A 14,778-nucleotide genomic window follows, 5' to 3' on the forward strand; every position below is an offset into this window, starting at 1 on the left:
GGCTCAGTCCTCCGACTCGTCGCCGCGGAGCCAGCGGATGTAGCGCTCCAGACCGCGCGACACGATCGCCGGCGCATCCGCCTCGATGCAGCGGAAGGCGCTGTAGATCCGGTCGTACTCGAGCGGCTGCACCGCGTCGAGGATGCGCCGCACGATCCTCTCGGGCAGCGGGATGTAGTTGGGAAAGCTCCGCATCACCGCCACCGAGGCGAGATCCGCCCCCACCATCAGGGTGTCCCCGGTCAGCAGCACTCCCCGGCCGCCGGCGCCGGCCGCCCAACGGGCCACACAGCTTCCGGGGAAGTGCCCGCCGAGCTGCACCAGCTCCACTCCGGGCACCGGTTCGGCGAAGGACGACCACAACCGGATGGCCGGATCGGGCCGCTGGATCCACCGCGCGTCCGCCTCCGCCACGTACACCGGGGCCCCGCCGAACGCGTGGCTCCACTGGATCGACGATCCGGTGAGATGCGGATGACTCGCCGTCACCGCCGCCACGCCGCCGAGCTCCTCCACCTCGCGGATGCCGTACTCGTCGATGAACCCCGGCGGCTCCCAGAGCACGTTGCCGGCGGGCGTGCGCACCAGCAGACCGCGTTGGCCGATACCGAGCTCGTGGTCGGTCTCGATGGCGAAGAGATCGGGTTCGAGGCCGCGCACCACGATGCGGTAGCCCTCGGCTTCGAGACCGTCACGGGTCACCCAGCGCTGGCCGGAGGCCGGCACCCACTGCCTCTCGTCGGTGCAGATCGCGCAGCTCGCGGGCGGCTGCTCCGTGTCGGGATGCTCGACGGCGCAGGTCGCGCAGGTCCAGATGGTCATGCCCGGGCTCTCCCCTCGACTGCTCCAAACGTATAGTCGATGCATGCCTGAGCGGAACAGCGATCCAGCCGAACGCGTCGAGCCCGCCCGTCCGGCGGCGGGTGTCGTCATCCGTCGCACGGTCGAATCGGACTGGCCGCAGGTGAAGGCACTGCGCCTCGAGATGCTCGCCGACACCCCGTTGGCCTACCTCGAGACGGTCGAACACGCCCTGCGTCGCCGCGAATGGGAGTGGCGCGCGTGGGCCCGTGACGGGTCGTCGCCCGAGTCGATCACCGTGGCCGCCATCACCGCCGAGGGCCGCTGGATCGGCACCATGATGTCGAAGGTGCCGCACGGGCAGCGCGGAGCCTTCCTCTACGGCGTCTACGTCGCGCCCGATCACCGCGGCACCTCGGCAGGCGTGACGGATGCCCTCCTCACCCGCATCGAGGAATGGGCGCTCGGCCGCGGCGACACCCTCACCCTCGAGGTGAACGAGCAGAACCCGCGCGCCGTCGCGGCCTACCGCAACCGCGGCTTCGTGGAGACGGGCGTCACCCGCCCGTATCCGCTCGATCCCTCGCTCCGCGAACTCGAGATGCGCAAGCGGCTCCGCTGAGCCGCCGCGCATCCCGAGTCGCTACGCGAGGTGCTGCGCCGCATAGGCCGCCATCGCGTCGCGCACGAAGGCCGCGCCGGCCGTGCCGCCATGGTTCGCCGCGAAGCGCTCGTCGGCCACGTACATCTCGCCGAGGCCCACGAAGTACTCCTTCGTCGGTCCGCCGGCGCCGTGTCCCGGAGTGCCGGGCACCCCGGCCAGCCAGTCGTACTGCCGCTGCGCGAGCGCCTGCGCCTCCTCGCCCGTCGGGTCGAGGCTGCGCGCCGCCGCATCCTGCCAGTCCGCGGCGAGCTGCGAGACCCGCTGCTGCCAGGTCGCCTTCTCCTCGGCCGACATCGAGCTCCACCAGGCGTCGCCGGCCGCGTAGGCCGCCTTCCCCCAGCGCTGCTCGACCTCGTCCTTGTAGTGGGTGTGGTCGAATCCCTCGAACATGTTCTCTGCCATCAGTTGTCCACCTCCTTCCATCGTCTCGATCGTCGCCCGCACGGAGGCGATCTGCCGGCCCAGCCGATCGCGCTCGCTCCGCAGCCACTCGAGGTGACCACGGAGGGCGCTCGGCGCGTCCGTCTCGTTCGCGAGCACGTCCGCGATGGCGGGGAGCCCGAGTCCGAGCTCGCGGAGCATCAGCACGCGCTGCAGCGTCACGAGGGCGGCCTCGTCGTAGTACCGGTAACCGTTGGCGCCGATGCGGCTGGGCTGCACGAGGCCGAGCTGCGCGTAGTGCCGCAGCGTGCGGCTCGTGGTGCCGGCCAGCCGGGCGACCTCCTGGATCGGCCAGTCCATCGGATACTCTCTCCTCCTTCCACGGATCGGCCCCGGGCGGGCCGACATCACCACGCTACGAGTTGACGCAACGTCAATGTCAAGCTCTTCGTCGGGGCGCTCTTCGACGCTCGTAGTAACGTCGAACCATGGCACGCATCGGCGACAGCGATCTCGACGTCTTCCCCTTGTCCCTCGGCGGCAACGTGTTCGGCTGGACCGCCGATCGCGATACCTCGCTGGCCATCCTCGACGCCCACGCGGCCGGTGGCGGGAACTTCATCGACACGTCCGACTCCTACATGGCGAGCGTGCCCGGGAACTCCGGCGGCGAGTCGGAGACGATCATCGGCGAGTGGTTCACCAGCCGCGGATCGCGCGACGCCACCGTGATCGCCACGAAGGTGTCGCGGCATCCGCAGTTCCGAGGGCTGGCGGGCGACACCATCCGCGGTGCCGTCGACGCCTCGCTGGCCCGCCTGCAGACCGACCGTATCGACCTCTACTACGCCCACTTCGAAGACCCCGAGACCCCGCTCGAGGAGACGGCAGCGGCGTTCGACGAGGTGGTGCGATCGGGCAAGGCGCGGTACATCGGGCTCTCGAACTTCGCGCCCGCGAGCATCGAGTCCTACCTCGCGATCTGCGAGGCGAACGGCTACGCCCGCCCGGTCGCCCTGCAGCCGCACTACAACCTCGTGCACCGCAACGACTTCGAGGACACCCTGGCGCCGATCGCCGAGCGGGAGCATCTCGGCGTGGTGCCCTAATTACGCGCTGGCCAGCGGATTCCTCACCGGCAAGTACCGCACGAAGGACGACCACGCCGACGGCGCCCGCGCAAGGGGCGCGTCGCAGTACGTCAGCACCCAGGGCCTCGCCATCGTCGACGCCCTCGAGGAGATCGGCCGCGCCCACGATGCCTCCATCGCCACCACCGCGCTCGCCTGGCTCGTGGCGAAGCCCACCGTCGTCGCCCCGATCGCGAGCGCCTCGCGCGTGGAGCAGGTGGCCGACCTCCTGGCCGTGGCCCGTGTGCAGCTCTCCCCCGACGAGGTCGCTCGGCTCGACGCCGTCTCGGCCTGGACGCCGCCGGGCGGCTCGGCATGACCCCGCCGTTCGGCCGCCGGAAGGGCGACCCGAAAGACCCGAAAGGCCCGAAGGACCCGGAGGGTGAGAAGAGCGGCCAGAGTCCCGAGGAGGCGCTGGCTTCCCGCCGCGCCTTCCTCAAGGCCGCCGCTGTCGGCGCGGCCGGAGCCGCGGCCGGCGGACTCGCGGGAGCCTCCATCGGCGTGGGCGTCTACGCGAACGAGGTCGAGCTCGACTTCGCCGCCGAGAAGAAGACGAGCGAGCCCGGCTTCGAGCACCTCGTCGTGCTGATGTACGAGAACCGCTCCTTCGACAACCTGCTCGGCTGGCTCTACAAAGACGACGAGCTCGCCCCGGGGCAGAAGTTCGAGGGCCTGCACCAGGGCAACCACTCGAATCCGATCCCGGGCACCGACGAGGTGATCAAGGCGCACGCCTACAGCGGTTCGACGGATGAGATCATGTCGAGCCCCCGCCCCGACCCGGGCGAGGAGTACTTCCACGTCAACACACAGCTCTTCGGCAAGGTCGACCCCGAGAGCAACCGCGACCTGCATGCCAACGGACTGCAGTATCCCTACAACGCGCCCGGCCCCAACGAATCGCCCACGATGAAGGGCTTCGTCGAGGACTACATCATCAACTACCGGCGGCTCACGAAGAACAAGAAGGACCCGTCGCCGAAGGAGTACGAGTTGGCGATGGGCGGCTTCACGCCCGACATGCTGCCCGTGTTCACCACGCTCGCCAAGAACTTCGCGGTCTTCGACCACTGGTTCTCGGCCGTGCCGTCGCAGACCTTCTGCAACCGCTCCTTCTTCCACGCCTCCACCTCGCACGGCTTCGTCACCAACAAGGGCGAGGGCGGATACGCCAAGTGGCTCGACCCGGATGCCGACGCCCCCACCGTCTTCAACCGCCTCGAGGAGGCGGGCCTCACCTGGCGCGTCTACTACGACTCCGCGCAACTGATCTCGATGACCGGCGTGCTGCACGCTCCGGTGCTGGAGCCCTACTGGAAGACCAACTTCCGCGTGATGGAGCAGTTCTACGACGACGTGGAGAAGGGCAACCTGCCCGATTACGCCTTCATCGAGCCGCGGATGATCTACAACCACAACGACATGCATCCGCCGTACGGCACGTTGCGCATGAGCGACGAGGGCGACGAAGGTGTGGTGGTGGATGCCGCGGTGTCGGATGCTCGCGCCGGCGACGCCCTGCTGCACGCCATCTACTCCGCCATCCGCAAGAGCGACTCCCCGACCGGCTCGAACGCGATGAACACGATGCTCTTCGTCACCTTCGACGAGCACGGCGGAACCTACGACCACGTGCCGCCACCCTCCGCGGTGCCGCCGGTGAACGGCGACGAGGGTGAGTTCGACTTCACCTTCAACCGCCTGGGCTGCCGGGTCCCGGCCATCGCGATCTCGGCCTACACGGCGAAGAACACGATCGTCAACGAGCAGCACGACCACGGATCGGTCGTCGCCACGCTCTCGAAGCTGCACGGCCTGAAGCCGCTGACCCACCGCGACGTGGCGTCGCGCCCCCTCTTCGACGCCATCAACCTGAAGAAGCCACGCCCGGCCTCCGACTGGCCGCAGACGATGCCGCAGTACACCCCGCCGAACCCCGAGGTCGACTTCGACAACTCGAATGCCGACCAGCGCGCCAAGCCGATCAGCAATCCGGCACGAGGGCTGCTGGGGCTCGTCATCGCGAAGTACGGCGTGAAAGGCGAACCGGAACCCGACACCTACGCCGAGGCCTACGAGGCGCTGCAGGAGACGCAGGCCGTGAACGGTCAGCTCTTCGGCACGCTCGATTCGATCGACGGCGGCCACTCCCCCGACCCCGACGCCCCGAACGACTCCGACACGAAGTAGTCGTCAGGCCAGGGCGCGCTCGCGGCGGAAGCCCACGAGGAGCACGATCGCCGAGAGCCCGGCGCAGGTGGTCATCACGGCGGCGGCGGGCACCGCGGAGGTCACGCCGAACAGGCCCACCAAGGGCGCGGCCAGCGCTCCCGAGACCATGTTCGTGGCGCCGATGAGGGAGGCGGCGGCCCCGGCCCGCAGCCCGTGGCGACCGAGCGCGGTGCTCTGCAGCGTGGGCGAGATGACGCCGAAGGTGGTCGTGAACGCGAACAAGGGCAGCAGGAAGCCGAGGAGCCCGAGCCCCGGAGCGGCGAGCAGACTCGCCAGCAGCAGCCCCGCGCATCCGAAGAGCACGACGGTTCCCACCCGGGCCACGACCGTCACCCGCAGCCGTCCGGCCAGGCGAGCGCTGATCTGGGCGCCCGCGATCATCAGCAGTCCGTGCCCGCCGAACACGATGGCGTACTGCGTGGGGCTGAGTCCGTAGACGCCTTGGAAGAGGAAGGCCGACGACGCCATGTAGCTCATCATCGCCGCCCACTGCAGCGCGCCCGCGAGGATGGCGGCGCGGTACCGGCCGTCGCGGGCGAGCGCGCGGTAGTCGTCGAGCAGCTTCGCGCCGGTGCGCAGGGCGCGACGAGCCGGCGGGTTGGTCTCGTGCCGTGCCAGCACCGAGAACGCCGCGACCAGGATGGCGGCACCGTAGGCCACGAGCAGCCAGAACAGTCCCCGCCAGTCGGTGAGCTGCAGCAATTGCGCGCCGATCGCCGGCGATGCCACCACGAACACCCCGTTGATGAGCTGCAGCCGTGCCAGCAGCTTCACCATCAGCGGCCCCTCGGCCCGGTCGCGCACGATCGCGAGGATCACGACCGCGGTGGCCGCCGCACCGAACCCCTGCACGAGCCGCGCGGTGACGAGCAGACCGACCGACGGAGCCAGTGCGCATCCGGCGCTCGCGAGCACGTACACCACGAGCGCCACGAGGAGCGGACGGATGCGCCCCACCCGGTCGGAGAGCGGCCCGGCCACCAGCTGCCCGGCTGCCATGCCCACGAATGCCCCGGTGAGGGTGAACTGCACGAGCGAGGGGCTGGTGGAGAGCTCCCGCTCGATCTGCGGGAAGGACGGCAAATAGAGGTCCATCGTGAGCGGCCACAAGGCCTGGATGAACCCGAGCGTGACGAAGAAGACCGCCGGAAGGCGGCCCGGTCGGTCACCAGGCATACGCCTCCGGCGCCTGTCCGCCCGGGCCCGGCCAGATGCGATCGAGCTCGGCCAGCTGCGACGCGTCGAGAGCGATGTCGAGGGCAGCGACCGCTCCGCTGAGTTGGTGCTCGGTGCGCGGTCCGACCACCGGCGCGGTCACGGCCGGCTGGTGGAGCAGCCACGCGAGCCCGAGCTCGGCCGGGTCGAGCCCGTTGTCGGCGGCGAACCGCTCGTACTCCTCAATCTGCGCACGACGCGACCCGAGGGCATCCAGATCGCTCGATCGGCTGCGGTCGGCCTTCTTGAGCACGCCGCCGAGCTGCCCGCTGGCGAGCGGTGACCACGGCAGGATGCCCATGCCGTAGTGGCTCGCGGCCGGCACGACCTCGAGTTCGACGGTGCGCTGCGCGAGGTTGTAGACCGACTGCTCCGTCACGAGCGGCAGCTGCCGCCGCGCCTCGGCGTGCTCGCGGTACTGCGCGATGTTCCAGCCGGCGAAGTTCGACGAGCCGAGGTAGATGATCTTGCCCTGGTCGCGGAGAGTGGTGAAGGCGTCGAGCACCTCGTCGAGCGGCACCTCGCGCTCGATGTGGTGCATCTGGTAGAGATCGATGCGATCGGTGCCGAGGCGGCGGAGTGAGGCATCCACGGCGGCCCGGATGTGCACGGCCGACAAGCCGCGGTCGTTCGGGCCGTCGCCCATCGGGCCCTGGCCCTTCGTGGCCACCACGAGGTCGTCGCGGTTGCCGCGGGCGCGCATCCACTCGCCGAGCAGCTCCTCGCTCTGGCCGTAATGGTCTCCCCAGCGGCCGCTGCCGTAGACGTCGGCCGTGTCGATGAAGGTGATGCCGGCGTCGACGGCGAGGTTCAGGATGCGGAACGACTCCTCGGCACCGATGACCGGCCCGAAGTTCATCGTGCCGAGGGCGATGCGACTGACCTGTGCGCCGGAGGCTCCGAGCCGGGTGTACTTCACGCGTCCACCCCCGCCCGCGCATCGCGCAGCAGCGCCCAGCCGAACGGCTCCAACTCGAGTCCGTCGACGGATGCCCCGCTCAGCAGATCGGTTCCGGTCACCTCCACCCGCACGGGCTCGTGCCCGTGGTTGATCACGGTAAGGACGTCGCCGCGCCGGGCCGCTTCCACCCAGGGGCTCGGCGACTCCAGCACCGGGCGCACCCCGGCGAGCGCGGTCGCCCAGCGGGTCACCTGGAGCATCCCGTCGTCGTCGGGAACGGTGGCGAGGTAGTGCGCGCGCCCGGCACCCGTCGCGCGGGTGGTGAGCGCAGGAGCCCCGGTCAACCGCCCGTCCGAGAAGCGGCCGAGCACCTCCACGGGCCGGCCGTCGTCGATCACCCCGAGTTCTTCGGCGAGGTACTGGCCGCGGAACGACCCGAACGGCGCGTCCACCTGCGCGTGCTGCTCACCGGGCGAGGCGGAACCGACGGCCGAGACGGCCCGGGCGACCTCGCCCACCGACGACGCCGCGTTCTGCAGGGGCGGTGGCACGAGCGCCCCGAAGTCGTCGACGGTCACGCCGATGAGGTCACGGAGCCCCACCTGGAACCCGCCCTCGCGGAACGCGTCCGACTCGTCGACGACATCGCTGAACGCGGTCACCAGCAGGTGCCCGCCGTCGCGCACGAACCCGTCAAGGTTGCGGGCGCCGGCATCCGTCAGCAGATAGCCGTGCGGCAGAAGCACGAAGGCGTAGCCCGAGAGCTCGCTCGTGGTCTGCACGAAGTCGACCTGCACGTTCTGGCGGTGCAGGGCGGAGTACCAGCGCTGCACGAGCTGCAGGTAGTCGAGCACGACAGGGTGGTCGGGGTTCGAGAGCGCCCACCAGTTCTCCCAGTCGAACACGATGGCGACGGATGCGCCCTGCCCGCCACGGGGCAGCTCCGGCAGGCGGTCGAGCGCCTCACCGAGAGCCGCGACCTCGCGCCACGTGCGTGTCGCGGTGCCGGCCTGGGGCACCATCGCCGAGTGGAACTTCTCGCTCCCGCGGCGGGACTGGCGCCACTGGAAGAACAGGATGCCGTCGGCGCCGCGCCCCACGGCCTGCATCGAGAGCGCCGCCATCTGCCCGGGAGCCTTGGGCGCGTTGCTCGGCCGCCAGTTGACCGCGTTCGTGGCCTGCTCCATCAGGATCCACGGCGTGCCGGGCTTCAGCGAGCGCATGAGGTCGCGGGTGAACGCGGCCTGGCGGAACGACTGCGGATCGTTGGGATCGGCGTAGTTGTCGTCGCTGATCACGTCGAGTTCCGCCGCCCACGTCCAGTAGTCGAGCGGCGGGAAGGCGCCCATGAAGTTCGTGGTGATCGGCTGGGTCGCGCCGGCTGCGCGGATGATGTCGCGCTCCATCGTGAACAGCTCGAGCAGCGCGTCGGAGGTGTAGCGCTTGAAGTCGAGGGCGCCGCCGGGGTTGTGGCTGTACGGCGCCTTGCGCGGGGGCACGATCTGCTCGAAGGAGTTGTAGCGCTGCGACCAGAACGCGGTGCCCCAGGCGGTGTTCAGCGCGTCGATCGAGCCGTACTTGCGCTCCAGCCAGGCGCGGAAGGCGACCGCCGCGTTGTCGGAGTAGTCGTAGTGCACGTGACAGCCGTACTCGTTGTTGACGTGCCAGAGCACGACGGCCGGATGCGCGGCGTAGCGCTTCGCGATCTCCGTCACGAGGCGCGCGGCCAGGCGGCGGTAGTCGGGCGAGCTCGGCGCGTAGTGCTGACGGCTGCCCGGCCAGTAGGTCGCGCCGTTCGCGTCCTGCGGCAGGATACCGGGGTAGGTCGTCACCGCCCAGGCCGGAGGCGACGCGGTCGCCGTGGCGAGGTCGACCGTGATCCCGTTCGCGTGCAGGAGCTCGATCACGGTGTCGAGCCACTCGAAGTCGAAGGTGTCCTCCTCGGGCTGGATGCGCGACCAGGCGAAGATGCCGAGACTGACCATGGTCACCTTGGCCTCCCGCATGAGGCGCACGTCGTCGTGCCAGGTGGACTCGTCCCATTGCTCGGGGTTGTAGTCGGCGCCGTACTGCATGCTCATGGTCTCGTTCCAGGTGCGGGGTGGTCGTCGGTGGGCGGGGAGGGTGCCAGGTGTCGGTGCCGGGTGTCAGTGCCGGGTCGACTGCCGCGGCACGAGCACGGGCTCGAACCGCGTCAGCAGCGTCGATTCCTCGACACCCGACAGCTGCTCCAGCAGGAGTTTCGCGGCGTGGGCGCCCATCTCGTGGCTCGGCTGCCGTACCGAGGTGAGCGGCACCACGGCGGTTCCGGCGAAGTCGATGTCGTCGTAGCCGACGATCGACACGTCGCCCGGGATCGAGATGCCGTGGCCGATCAGACTCTGCAGCACGCCGAGGGCCACGTGGTCGTTGGCGGCGAAGATCCCGTCGGGACGGTCCTCCGCAGGCATGGCCGCGATGCGATCGCCCAGTTCCCGGCCGATCTGCGGGTTCAGCGTGGGCGTCTCGAAGAAGGTGAAGCGTGCTCCGGATGCCTCGACGGTGCGCCGAGCCCCCTCGAGACGCTCCCGCATCTGGGACACCCGCACCGGACCTCCGATGAACGCGATGTGGCGGCATCCGCCCTGCACCAGGTGGGCCGCGGCCATGGTGCCGCCGAGCACGTCGTCGAGCGAGATCGACGGGAACACGCCGTCGGGGTCGACGCGGTCGACCAGCACCACCGGCACGTCACGGCGGCGGAAGCGCTGGAGCATCTCGAGCGACTCGCCCACCGGCGCGATCAGCACGCCGTCGAGCCGCTGCCGCTCGAAGAGGTCGAGGTAGCGCGCCTCCCGCACGTCGGAGTCGTAGCTGTTGCCCACGATCACCGAATAGCCGGCGAGCTCGGCCACCTCCTCGGCGCCCAGCACGACGTCGGAGAAGAAGGGGTTCGTGATGTTGAGCACGGCCATCCCGATGGCGTTGCTCCGGCCGGCACGCAGCTGGCGGGCGGCCACGTTGGGAACGTAGCCGAGGTGCTCGATGGCCTCCTTGACCCGGGAGGCGGCCTTGCGCGACACCAACTCGGGCCGGTTCAGGGCGTTCGAGACGGTACTGACCGAGACGCCTGCTCGGGCCGCGACATCCCGGATTCCGATCTCAGACATGGCGACCCCCCACCCGCTGGAGGCTCCGGAGCAGCCCGATGCGGTTCTCGATCTTCTCGGCGGCCGGGCCGTGCACCACCGTGACGCCCCAGACCGGACGCGGAGGGGCATCCGCCGCTCGACCGCTCACCGACCGGCCGTCGGCCGAGAGGTCGAGTTCGGTCGACGGGTCCGCGACCACGGCGATGCCCGCGTGGGTGCGCGCGATCGATCCGTCGACCGCGCAGCCGTCGGTGTCGAGGCCGAGGGTGAAACCGGTCGCGTCGGCACGGAGGCCGCCGACCGCCTTCCCGTGGCTGCTCACCACGAGACGGGCTCCCTCGCCGCCGGCGACGTCGCCCGAGCCGGCGGAGAGCATGAGGTAGCCGCTGACGAATCGCCAGACCGGCTCGGTCACCGCGTGGGCGTCGGAGAAGTTCCCGAGCGGTGCACGCTCGGGATCGTGGCCGATCCACACCAGTTCGTAGTCGAGGGCTTCCACCGTGTGTGCTCCCCACGCCCGCATCACGGGCGGCTCCGCTCGCACCGTGTTGCGCCCGAGGCGGCGAGCATGCATGCTCGGAGGCGCCGAGGCGTTCGTCGGATCGTGCGCCGGGAAGAAGGGGAGAGCGTCGTGAGATCGATCGTCGTGGTGTCGGGCGAGCAGGAACACAGCGACCCGTGGCACGGGCTCGCCGGCACGAGCGCGGTGGTGGCCGAGGTGCTGAGCCCCCTGGGCGCGGTGCGCACGGTCGGAACCGGCGCGACGGAGCTGGCCGAGGCGATCACGTCGGCCGACGTGGTGGTGCTCAACGTCAGCGGAGACCTGGCCGCCGATCCGGCCGATTCGAGTCCTGTCGTCGACCTGCTGGAGGCCCATCTCGCCGAGGGAAAAGGAATCCTCGCCTTGCATTCGTCCAGTCTGGCGTTCTCCGACGACCCACGCTGGTCCGACCTGCTGGGCGGGCGGTGGGAGCCCGGCGTCACGATGCATCCGCAGATCGGCCACGCGCTCGTGCAGGCGACCGACGAGGGCCGCGACCTGCTCGCCGGGTTCGACGACTTCGTGCTGTACGACGAGCGGTACACCGCGCTGGAGACGCGCCCCGGCGGGCGGGTGCTGGCCGAGCACACCGAGGACGGGCTGACGCACCCGCTGGTCTGGACCCGGGAGGGTGCCGACGACCGCGGACGGGTCGCGTACGACGCGCTCGGCCACGGGGTGGAGTCGTACGACTCCGCCGAGCACCGGCGACTGCTCGCCGAGCTGCTCGACTGGGTCGACGCGCGGGACTGAGCCTCAGTCACGGATCCAGGCCGCCTCACTCGGGCACAGGCTCTCGAGTTCGCTCCAGAGGTCGTCCGGGATCTCGAGCTGCGTGCTCGCGATCGCCTGGTCGAGCTGCGCGGGGGTGACGACGCCGCAGACCGTCGACGCGATCCGCGGATCGCGCGTGGAGAACTGCAGGGCCGCTGCGATGAGCGGCACGCCGTGGCGCTCGCAGGCGGCGCCCATGGCGTCGACCGCGGTGAGCAGCTCCTCGGACGCGGCGGCGTAGTGGTAGCGGTCACTGGTTCGGGGCCAGGTGGTGAGGATGCCGCCGCCGTAGACCGCGGCGTTCATCACCCCGACGCCCGCCGCGTGGGCGACGTCGATCAGCCGATCGGCGGTGCGGTCGACCAGGGTGTAGCGATTGTGGGTGATCAGGGCGTCGAAGTACCCCGTGTCGACGAACCGTTCGAGCAGCGCGGCCGGGCCACCGGAGATGCCGATGTGGTCGGCGTAACCCTCGTCGCGCAGCATCCGGAGCGACCCGACCGGGCCGCCGGGGGCCATCGACGCGTCGAACCCGATGTGCTCGGGATCGTGGAGGTAGAGGACGGGCAGCCGGGTCAGGCCGAGGCGGTCGAGGCTCTGCTCGAGCGAGGCACGCATCCGGTCGCGGTCGAAAGAGCCGGTGGCCGGGTCGCGGTCGAGCTTGGTCTGCACCAGGAAACCCTCCGGCAGGCCCGCCCGCCGGACGGCGAGGCCGACACGGCGCTCGCTCTCGCCGTCGCCGTAGTTGTTCGAGGTGTCGAGGATGTTCACAGGGCCCTGGAAGGCGTGCAGCGCGGTCTCGACCGCCTCCTCCTCGGGCACGGTGACCCCGTGCACCGGCGAGTCGACACCCCAGGCGGCCGTGCCGACGCAGAGCGTCGAGACGCGGAGGCCGGTGCGACCGAGCACGGCCGTCGGCAGGGTCTTCAGGGTCGTCATTCGAACGAGTCCCCTCCGCGCAACCGGTCCACCAGCACGGCGGCCACCAGGATGACCGCGGTGATCAGGTCGAGGTAGTTCGGGTCGGTGAAGGTGACGTTGAGGATGTTGGTGATTCCGGCGATCACGAGCAGACCGAGCAGGCCGCCGATCGGGTTGCCGACACCGCCGCGGGTGATCGAGTAGCCGCCGATCATCAACGCCGCGTAGATCTGGAACTCGAGGCCCGTCCCGAGCACGTTCGAGGCCGAGCCGAGCTGGCCGACGTAGAGGATGCCGCCGACCGCTGCCCCGACCGAGCTCGCGACGAGGGCGATGACGCGCACCTTCGAGACCGAGATGCCGGCCCGTGCCGCTGCCCGGTCGTCGCCCCCCACCGCCTGCACCTTGCGGCCCACGCGGGTCTTCGACACGATGCCGGCCGCGACGAGGGTCACGCCGATGCCGATCAGCAGCAGCGTCGGGAACCCGGCAATGGCGCCCTGGGTCACGTTGTAGAGGGGCTCGATGAGGGTCGACGGAGGAGCACTGACCACGATGACCTGCGACAGGCCGCGCAGCAGCGTCAGCATGCCGAGCGTCACGGCGAGCGGCTCGGCGCCGAAGCGCACGATCACGAAGGCGTTGGTGAGGCCGACGACCACACCGACCACCACGGTGATCAGGGCGACCAGCCAGGCGTTGAGGCCGGCGGCCACGAGCTGGTTGAAGATGACGGCGCCGAAGCCCACCATCGAGCCGATCGAGAGGTCGACCACGCCGGCGAGAAGGGCGAACGACGCCATCACTCCGACGATCAGCGGGATGGCGACGCTGACGCCGACGATCTGGATGTTGGAGGGCGAGAAGAAGCTCGGTCCCACCCAGATCAAGCCGACCAGCAGGGTCACGATCAGCGTGGCGCTGATACTGCCGACCGGGCCGCGGAACGAGTCCAGGATGCGACGGCGCATGGGCAGCACCGGATCGTCGAAGAGGGTGGTGGAGGGGGTGGCCGTGGTGGTCATCGCGCCGTCCTTTTCATTCGGTAGCCGTCGATGCCGACGGCGATGATCAGCAGCGCGCCCTGGAACACGAGCGCCCAGGCAGGGGCGAGGCCGAAGAAGGCGATGGACGTGGGGATGGTGGCGAAGAAGCCGACACTCAGCAGCAGCACGAGCAGGTTGCCCTTGCCGCCGGAGAGGCTGATTCCCGCGAGGATGACGGCGCCGATCACGATGAGCTGGAAGCTCGCTCCGGCGGCCGGGGTGAAGCTCGGGGTCACGGCCGAGAACATCACTCCGGCGAGGCCCGCGACGGCACCCGCCCCGATGAAGCTGCCCAGGCGCATCCGTCGCAGGTTGATGCCGCGCGCTTTGGCGGCCGGGGCGTTGCCGCCCATGGCGATGAGGCGACGGCCCCAGCGGGTGAAGGCGAAGGCGAGACCGCCGAGCACGATGGTGATCACCATCGGCCAGAAGATGTTGGGAAGTCCGAGGAAGCGGCCGAGGCCGTAGAGCCGCAGGTCGGACTGGGCCGGGATCTGCGCCGACTTGAAGAAGATGAGCATCACCGCGAGCCCGCCGAAGCCGGTGGCGAGGGTGACGATGATCGGGTTGAGCTTGCCAAACACGACGATCACGCCGTTCAGGGCGCCCCAGGCCATGCCCGTCACGATGCCGATCGGGATGGCGACGACGGTGGGCAGGCCGTTGTTGAGCGCGGTGACCGTGGCCCAGGCGCTGATGATGAGCGACACGGGCAGACTCAGGTCGAGCAGCCCGCCGGAGATCACGATGATCGCCTGCGACACCGCGAGGATGCCCGAGATCGACATCGTGAAGGTGATGGCGAGCAATGACTGGGTGGAGAGGAAGTCGGGCCGGACGATGGTGGTGGCGACGATCAGGGCCACCCACACGCCCGCGATGCTGAGGGCATCGCGGGCGCTCACGGGGAGCCCCCGGGAGTCCGGGCGGCTGGTCTTGCCGCCCGGGCTCCGGGGCGCGGCCGGATCGGCCGGGGTGATGAGTGACGTGGTCATATTCCAAAACCGTTCAGGGCTGATCCGGATGCGGGATTCAACGGGT

15 protein-coding genes are annotated in these 14,778 nt (G+C 70.1%); 5 read left to right on the forward strand and 10 right to left on the reverse strand.

Annotation, left to right across the window (positions count from 1 at the left end; all coding sequences use genetic code 11):
* Window positions 1-3 precede the first annotated feature (3 nt).
* The gene (locus ACFJGU_RS05000; RefSeq protein WP_382308201.1) at window positions 4-822 is read right to left on the reverse strand and encodes a hydrolase; all 819 of its coding nucleotides are present in this window, start codon (window positions 820-822) and stop codon (window positions 4-6) included.
* Between the two features lie 43 nt (window positions 823-865).
* Between ACFJGU_RS05000 and ACFJGU_RS05005 the strand changes: the two genes are divergently transcribed.
* Window positions 866-1,423 carry a GNAT family N-acetyltransferase gene (locus ACFJGU_RS05005; RefSeq protein ID WP_382308203.1) on the forward strand — a complete coding sequence of 186 codons (558 nt, stop codon included), beginning with the start codon at window positions 866-868 and terminating at the stop codon, window positions 1,421-1,423.
* 21 nt (window positions 1,424-1,444) lie between these two features.
* Here ACFJGU_RS05005 and ACFJGU_RS05010 read toward each other — a convergent pair whose 3' ends face one another.
* Window positions 1,445-2,206 carry a MerR family transcriptional regulator gene (locus ACFJGU_RS05010; RefSeq protein ID WP_382308205.1) on the reverse strand — a complete coding sequence of 254 codons (762 nt, stop codon included), beginning with the start codon at window positions 2,204-2,206 and terminating at the stop codon, window positions 1,445-1,447.
* Between the two features lie 128 nt (window positions 2,207-2,334).
* Between ACFJGU_RS05010 and ACFJGU_RS05015 the strand changes: the two genes are divergently transcribed.
* Genes ACFJGU_RS05015 through ACFJGU_RS05025 form a run of 3 tightly spaced genes read left to right on the forward strand, consistent with a single transcriptional unit; the run spans window position 2,335 to window position 5,166 of the window.
* Window positions 2,335-2,955, forward strand: a complete 621-nt coding sequence (locus ACFJGU_RS05015) for an aldo/keto reductase (protein WP_382308206.1) — start codon at window positions 2,335-2,337, stop codon at window positions 2,953-2,955.
* 7 nt (window positions 2,956-2,962) lie between these two features.
* Complete coding sequence (locus ACFJGU_RS05020; RefSeq protein ID WP_382310271.1) at window positions 2,963-3,295, forward strand: aldo/keto reductase; 333 nt, start codon at window positions 2,963-2,965, stop codon at window positions 3,293-3,295.
* Window positions 3,292-5,166, forward strand: coding sequence for an alkaline phosphatase family protein (locus ACFJGU_RS05025; RefSeq protein WP_382308208.1), 1,875 nt, complete (start codon window positions 3,292-3,294; stop codon window positions 5,164-5,166). The genes ACFJGU_RS05020 and ACFJGU_RS05025 overlap by 4 nt, the downstream gene beginning before the upstream one ends.
* 3 nt (window positions 5,167-5,169) lie before the next feature.
* On the opposite strand, the gene ACFJGU_RS05030 is transcribed toward ACFJGU_RS05025, so the two are convergent.
* The 5 genes from ACFJGU_RS05030 to ACFJGU_RS05050 all read right to left on the reverse strand — a co-directional run bounded on the left by ACFJGU_RS05030 (window position 5,170) and on the right by ACFJGU_RS05050 (window position 11,029).
* A complete protein-coding gene (locus ACFJGU_RS05030; RefSeq protein WP_382308210.1) occupies window positions 5,170-6,384 on the reverse strand; it encodes a Bcr/CflA family efflux MFS transporter in 1,215 nt (404 codons plus the stop codon).
* Window positions 6,374-7,342, reverse strand: a complete 969-nt coding sequence (locus ACFJGU_RS05035) for an aldo/keto reductase (protein ID WP_382308212.1) — start codon at window positions 7,340-7,342, stop codon at window positions 6,374-6,376. The genes ACFJGU_RS05030 and ACFJGU_RS05035 overlap by 11 nt, the downstream gene beginning before the upstream one ends.
* On the reverse strand, window positions 7,339-9,405 hold the full coding sequence (locus tag ACFJGU_RS05040) for a beta-galactosidase (protein WP_382308214.1): 2,067 nt from the start codon (window positions 9,403-9,405) through the stop codon (window positions 7,339-7,341). The genes ACFJGU_RS05035 and ACFJGU_RS05040 overlap by 4 nt, the downstream gene beginning before the upstream one ends.
* Before the next feature lie 66 nt (window positions 9,406-9,471).
* The gene (locus ACFJGU_RS05045; protein WP_382308216.1) at window positions 9,472-10,473 is read right to left on the reverse strand and encodes a LacI family DNA-binding transcriptional regulator; all 1,002 of its coding nucleotides are present in this window, start codon (window positions 10,471-10,473) and stop codon (window positions 9,472-9,474) included.
* Complete coding sequence (locus tag ACFJGU_RS05050) at window positions 10,466-11,029, reverse strand: hypothetical protein (RefSeq protein WP_382308218.1); 564 nt, start codon at window positions 11,027-11,029, stop codon at window positions 10,466-10,468. The genes ACFJGU_RS05045 and ACFJGU_RS05050 overlap by 8 nt, the downstream gene beginning before the upstream one ends.
* A gap of 57 nt (window positions 11,030-11,086) precedes the next feature.
* Here ACFJGU_RS05050 and ACFJGU_RS05055 point away from each other — a divergent pair, with 57 nt between their 5' ends.
* The gene (locus ACFJGU_RS05055) at window positions 11,087-11,749 is read left to right on the forward strand and encodes a ThuA domain-containing protein (protein WP_382308220.1); all 663 of its coding nucleotides are present in this window, start codon (window positions 11,087-11,089) and stop codon (window positions 11,747-11,749) included.
* A gap of 3 nt (window positions 11,750-11,752) precedes the next feature.
* Here the strand turns inward: ACFJGU_RS05055 and ACFJGU_RS05060 are convergent, their stop codons facing one another.
* From ACFJGU_RS05060 to ACFJGU_RS05070, 3 genes are read right to left on the reverse strand one after another with little or no spacing between them, the layout of a single operon-like run.
* Window positions 11,753-12,709 carry an aldo/keto reductase gene (locus tag ACFJGU_RS05060; RefSeq protein WP_382308221.1) on the reverse strand — a complete coding sequence of 319 codons (957 nt, stop codon included), beginning with the start codon at window positions 12,707-12,709 and terminating at the stop codon, window positions 11,753-11,755.
* A complete protein-coding gene (locus tag ACFJGU_RS05065; protein WP_382308222.1) occupies window positions 12,706-13,716 on the reverse strand; it encodes an ABC transporter permease in 1,011 nt (336 codons plus the stop codon). Before ACFJGU_RS05065 ends, ACFJGU_RS05060 begins: the two co-directional genes overlap by 4 nt.
* Window positions 13,713-14,732, reverse strand: coding sequence for an ABC transporter permease (locus tag ACFJGU_RS05070; RefSeq protein ID WP_382308223.1), 1,020 nt, complete (start codon window positions 14,730-14,732; stop codon window positions 13,713-13,715). Before ACFJGU_RS05070 ends, ACFJGU_RS05065 begins: the two co-directional genes overlap by 4 nt.
* Window positions 14,733-14,778 lie beyond the last annotated feature (46 nt).

This window comes from Herbiconiux sp. UC225_62, from assembly GCF_042694625.1.
Taxonomy (GTDB): domain Bacteria; phylum Actinomycetota; class Actinomycetes; order Actinomycetales; family Microbacteriaceae; genus Herbiconiux.

Excerpts from the sequence above, each read along its gene's own strand:
- ACFJGU_RS05000 (WP_382308201.1), bottom strand. The coding sequence starts at position 822 with ATGACCATCTGGACCTGCGCGACCTGCGCCGTCGAGCATCCCGACACG.
- ACFJGU_RS05005 (WP_382308203.1), top strand. The coding sequence starts at position 866 with ATGCCTGAGCGGAACAGCGATCCAGCCGAACGCGTCGAGCCCGCCCGT.
- ACFJGU_RS05010 (WP_382308205.1), bottom strand. The coding sequence starts at position 2,206 with ATGGACTGGCCGATCCAGGAGGTCGCCCGGCTGGCCGGCACCACGAGC.
- ACFJGU_RS05015 (WP_382308206.1), top strand. The coding sequence starts at position 2,335 with ATGGCACGCATCGGCGACAGCGATCTCGACGTCTTCCCCTTGTCCCTC.
- ACFJGU_RS05025 (WP_382308208.1), top strand. The coding sequence starts at position 3,292 with ATGACCCCGCCGTTCGGCCGCCGGAAGGGCGACCCGAAAGACCCGAAA.
- ACFJGU_RS05030 (WP_382308210.1), bottom strand. The coding sequence starts at position 6,384 with ATGCCTGGTGACCGACCGGGCCGCCTTCCGGCGGTCTTCTTCGTCACG.
- ACFJGU_RS05040 (WP_382308214.1), bottom strand. The coding sequence starts at position 9,405 with ATGAGCATGCAGTACGGCGCCGACTACAACCCCGAGCAATGGGACGAG.
- ACFJGU_RS05045 (WP_382308216.1), bottom strand. The coding sequence starts at position 10,473 with ATGTCTGAGATCGGAATCCGGGATGTCGCGGCCCGAGCAGGCGTCTCG.
- ACFJGU_RS05050 (WP_382308218.1), bottom strand. The coding sequence starts at position 11,029 with ATGCATGCTCGCCGCCTCGGGCGCAACACGGTGCGAGCGGAGCCGCCC.
- ACFJGU_RS05060 (WP_382308221.1), bottom strand. The coding sequence starts at position 12,709 with ATGACGACCCTGAAGACCCTGCCGACGGCCGTGCTCGGTCGCACCGGC.
- ACFJGU_RS05065 (WP_382308222.1), bottom strand. The coding sequence starts at position 13,716 with ATGACCACCACGGCCACCCCCTCCACCACCCTCTTCGACGATCCGGTG.
- ACFJGU_RS05070 (WP_382308223.1), bottom strand. The coding sequence starts at position 14,732 with ATGACCACGTCACTCATCACCCCGGCCGATCCGGCCGCGCCCCGGAGC.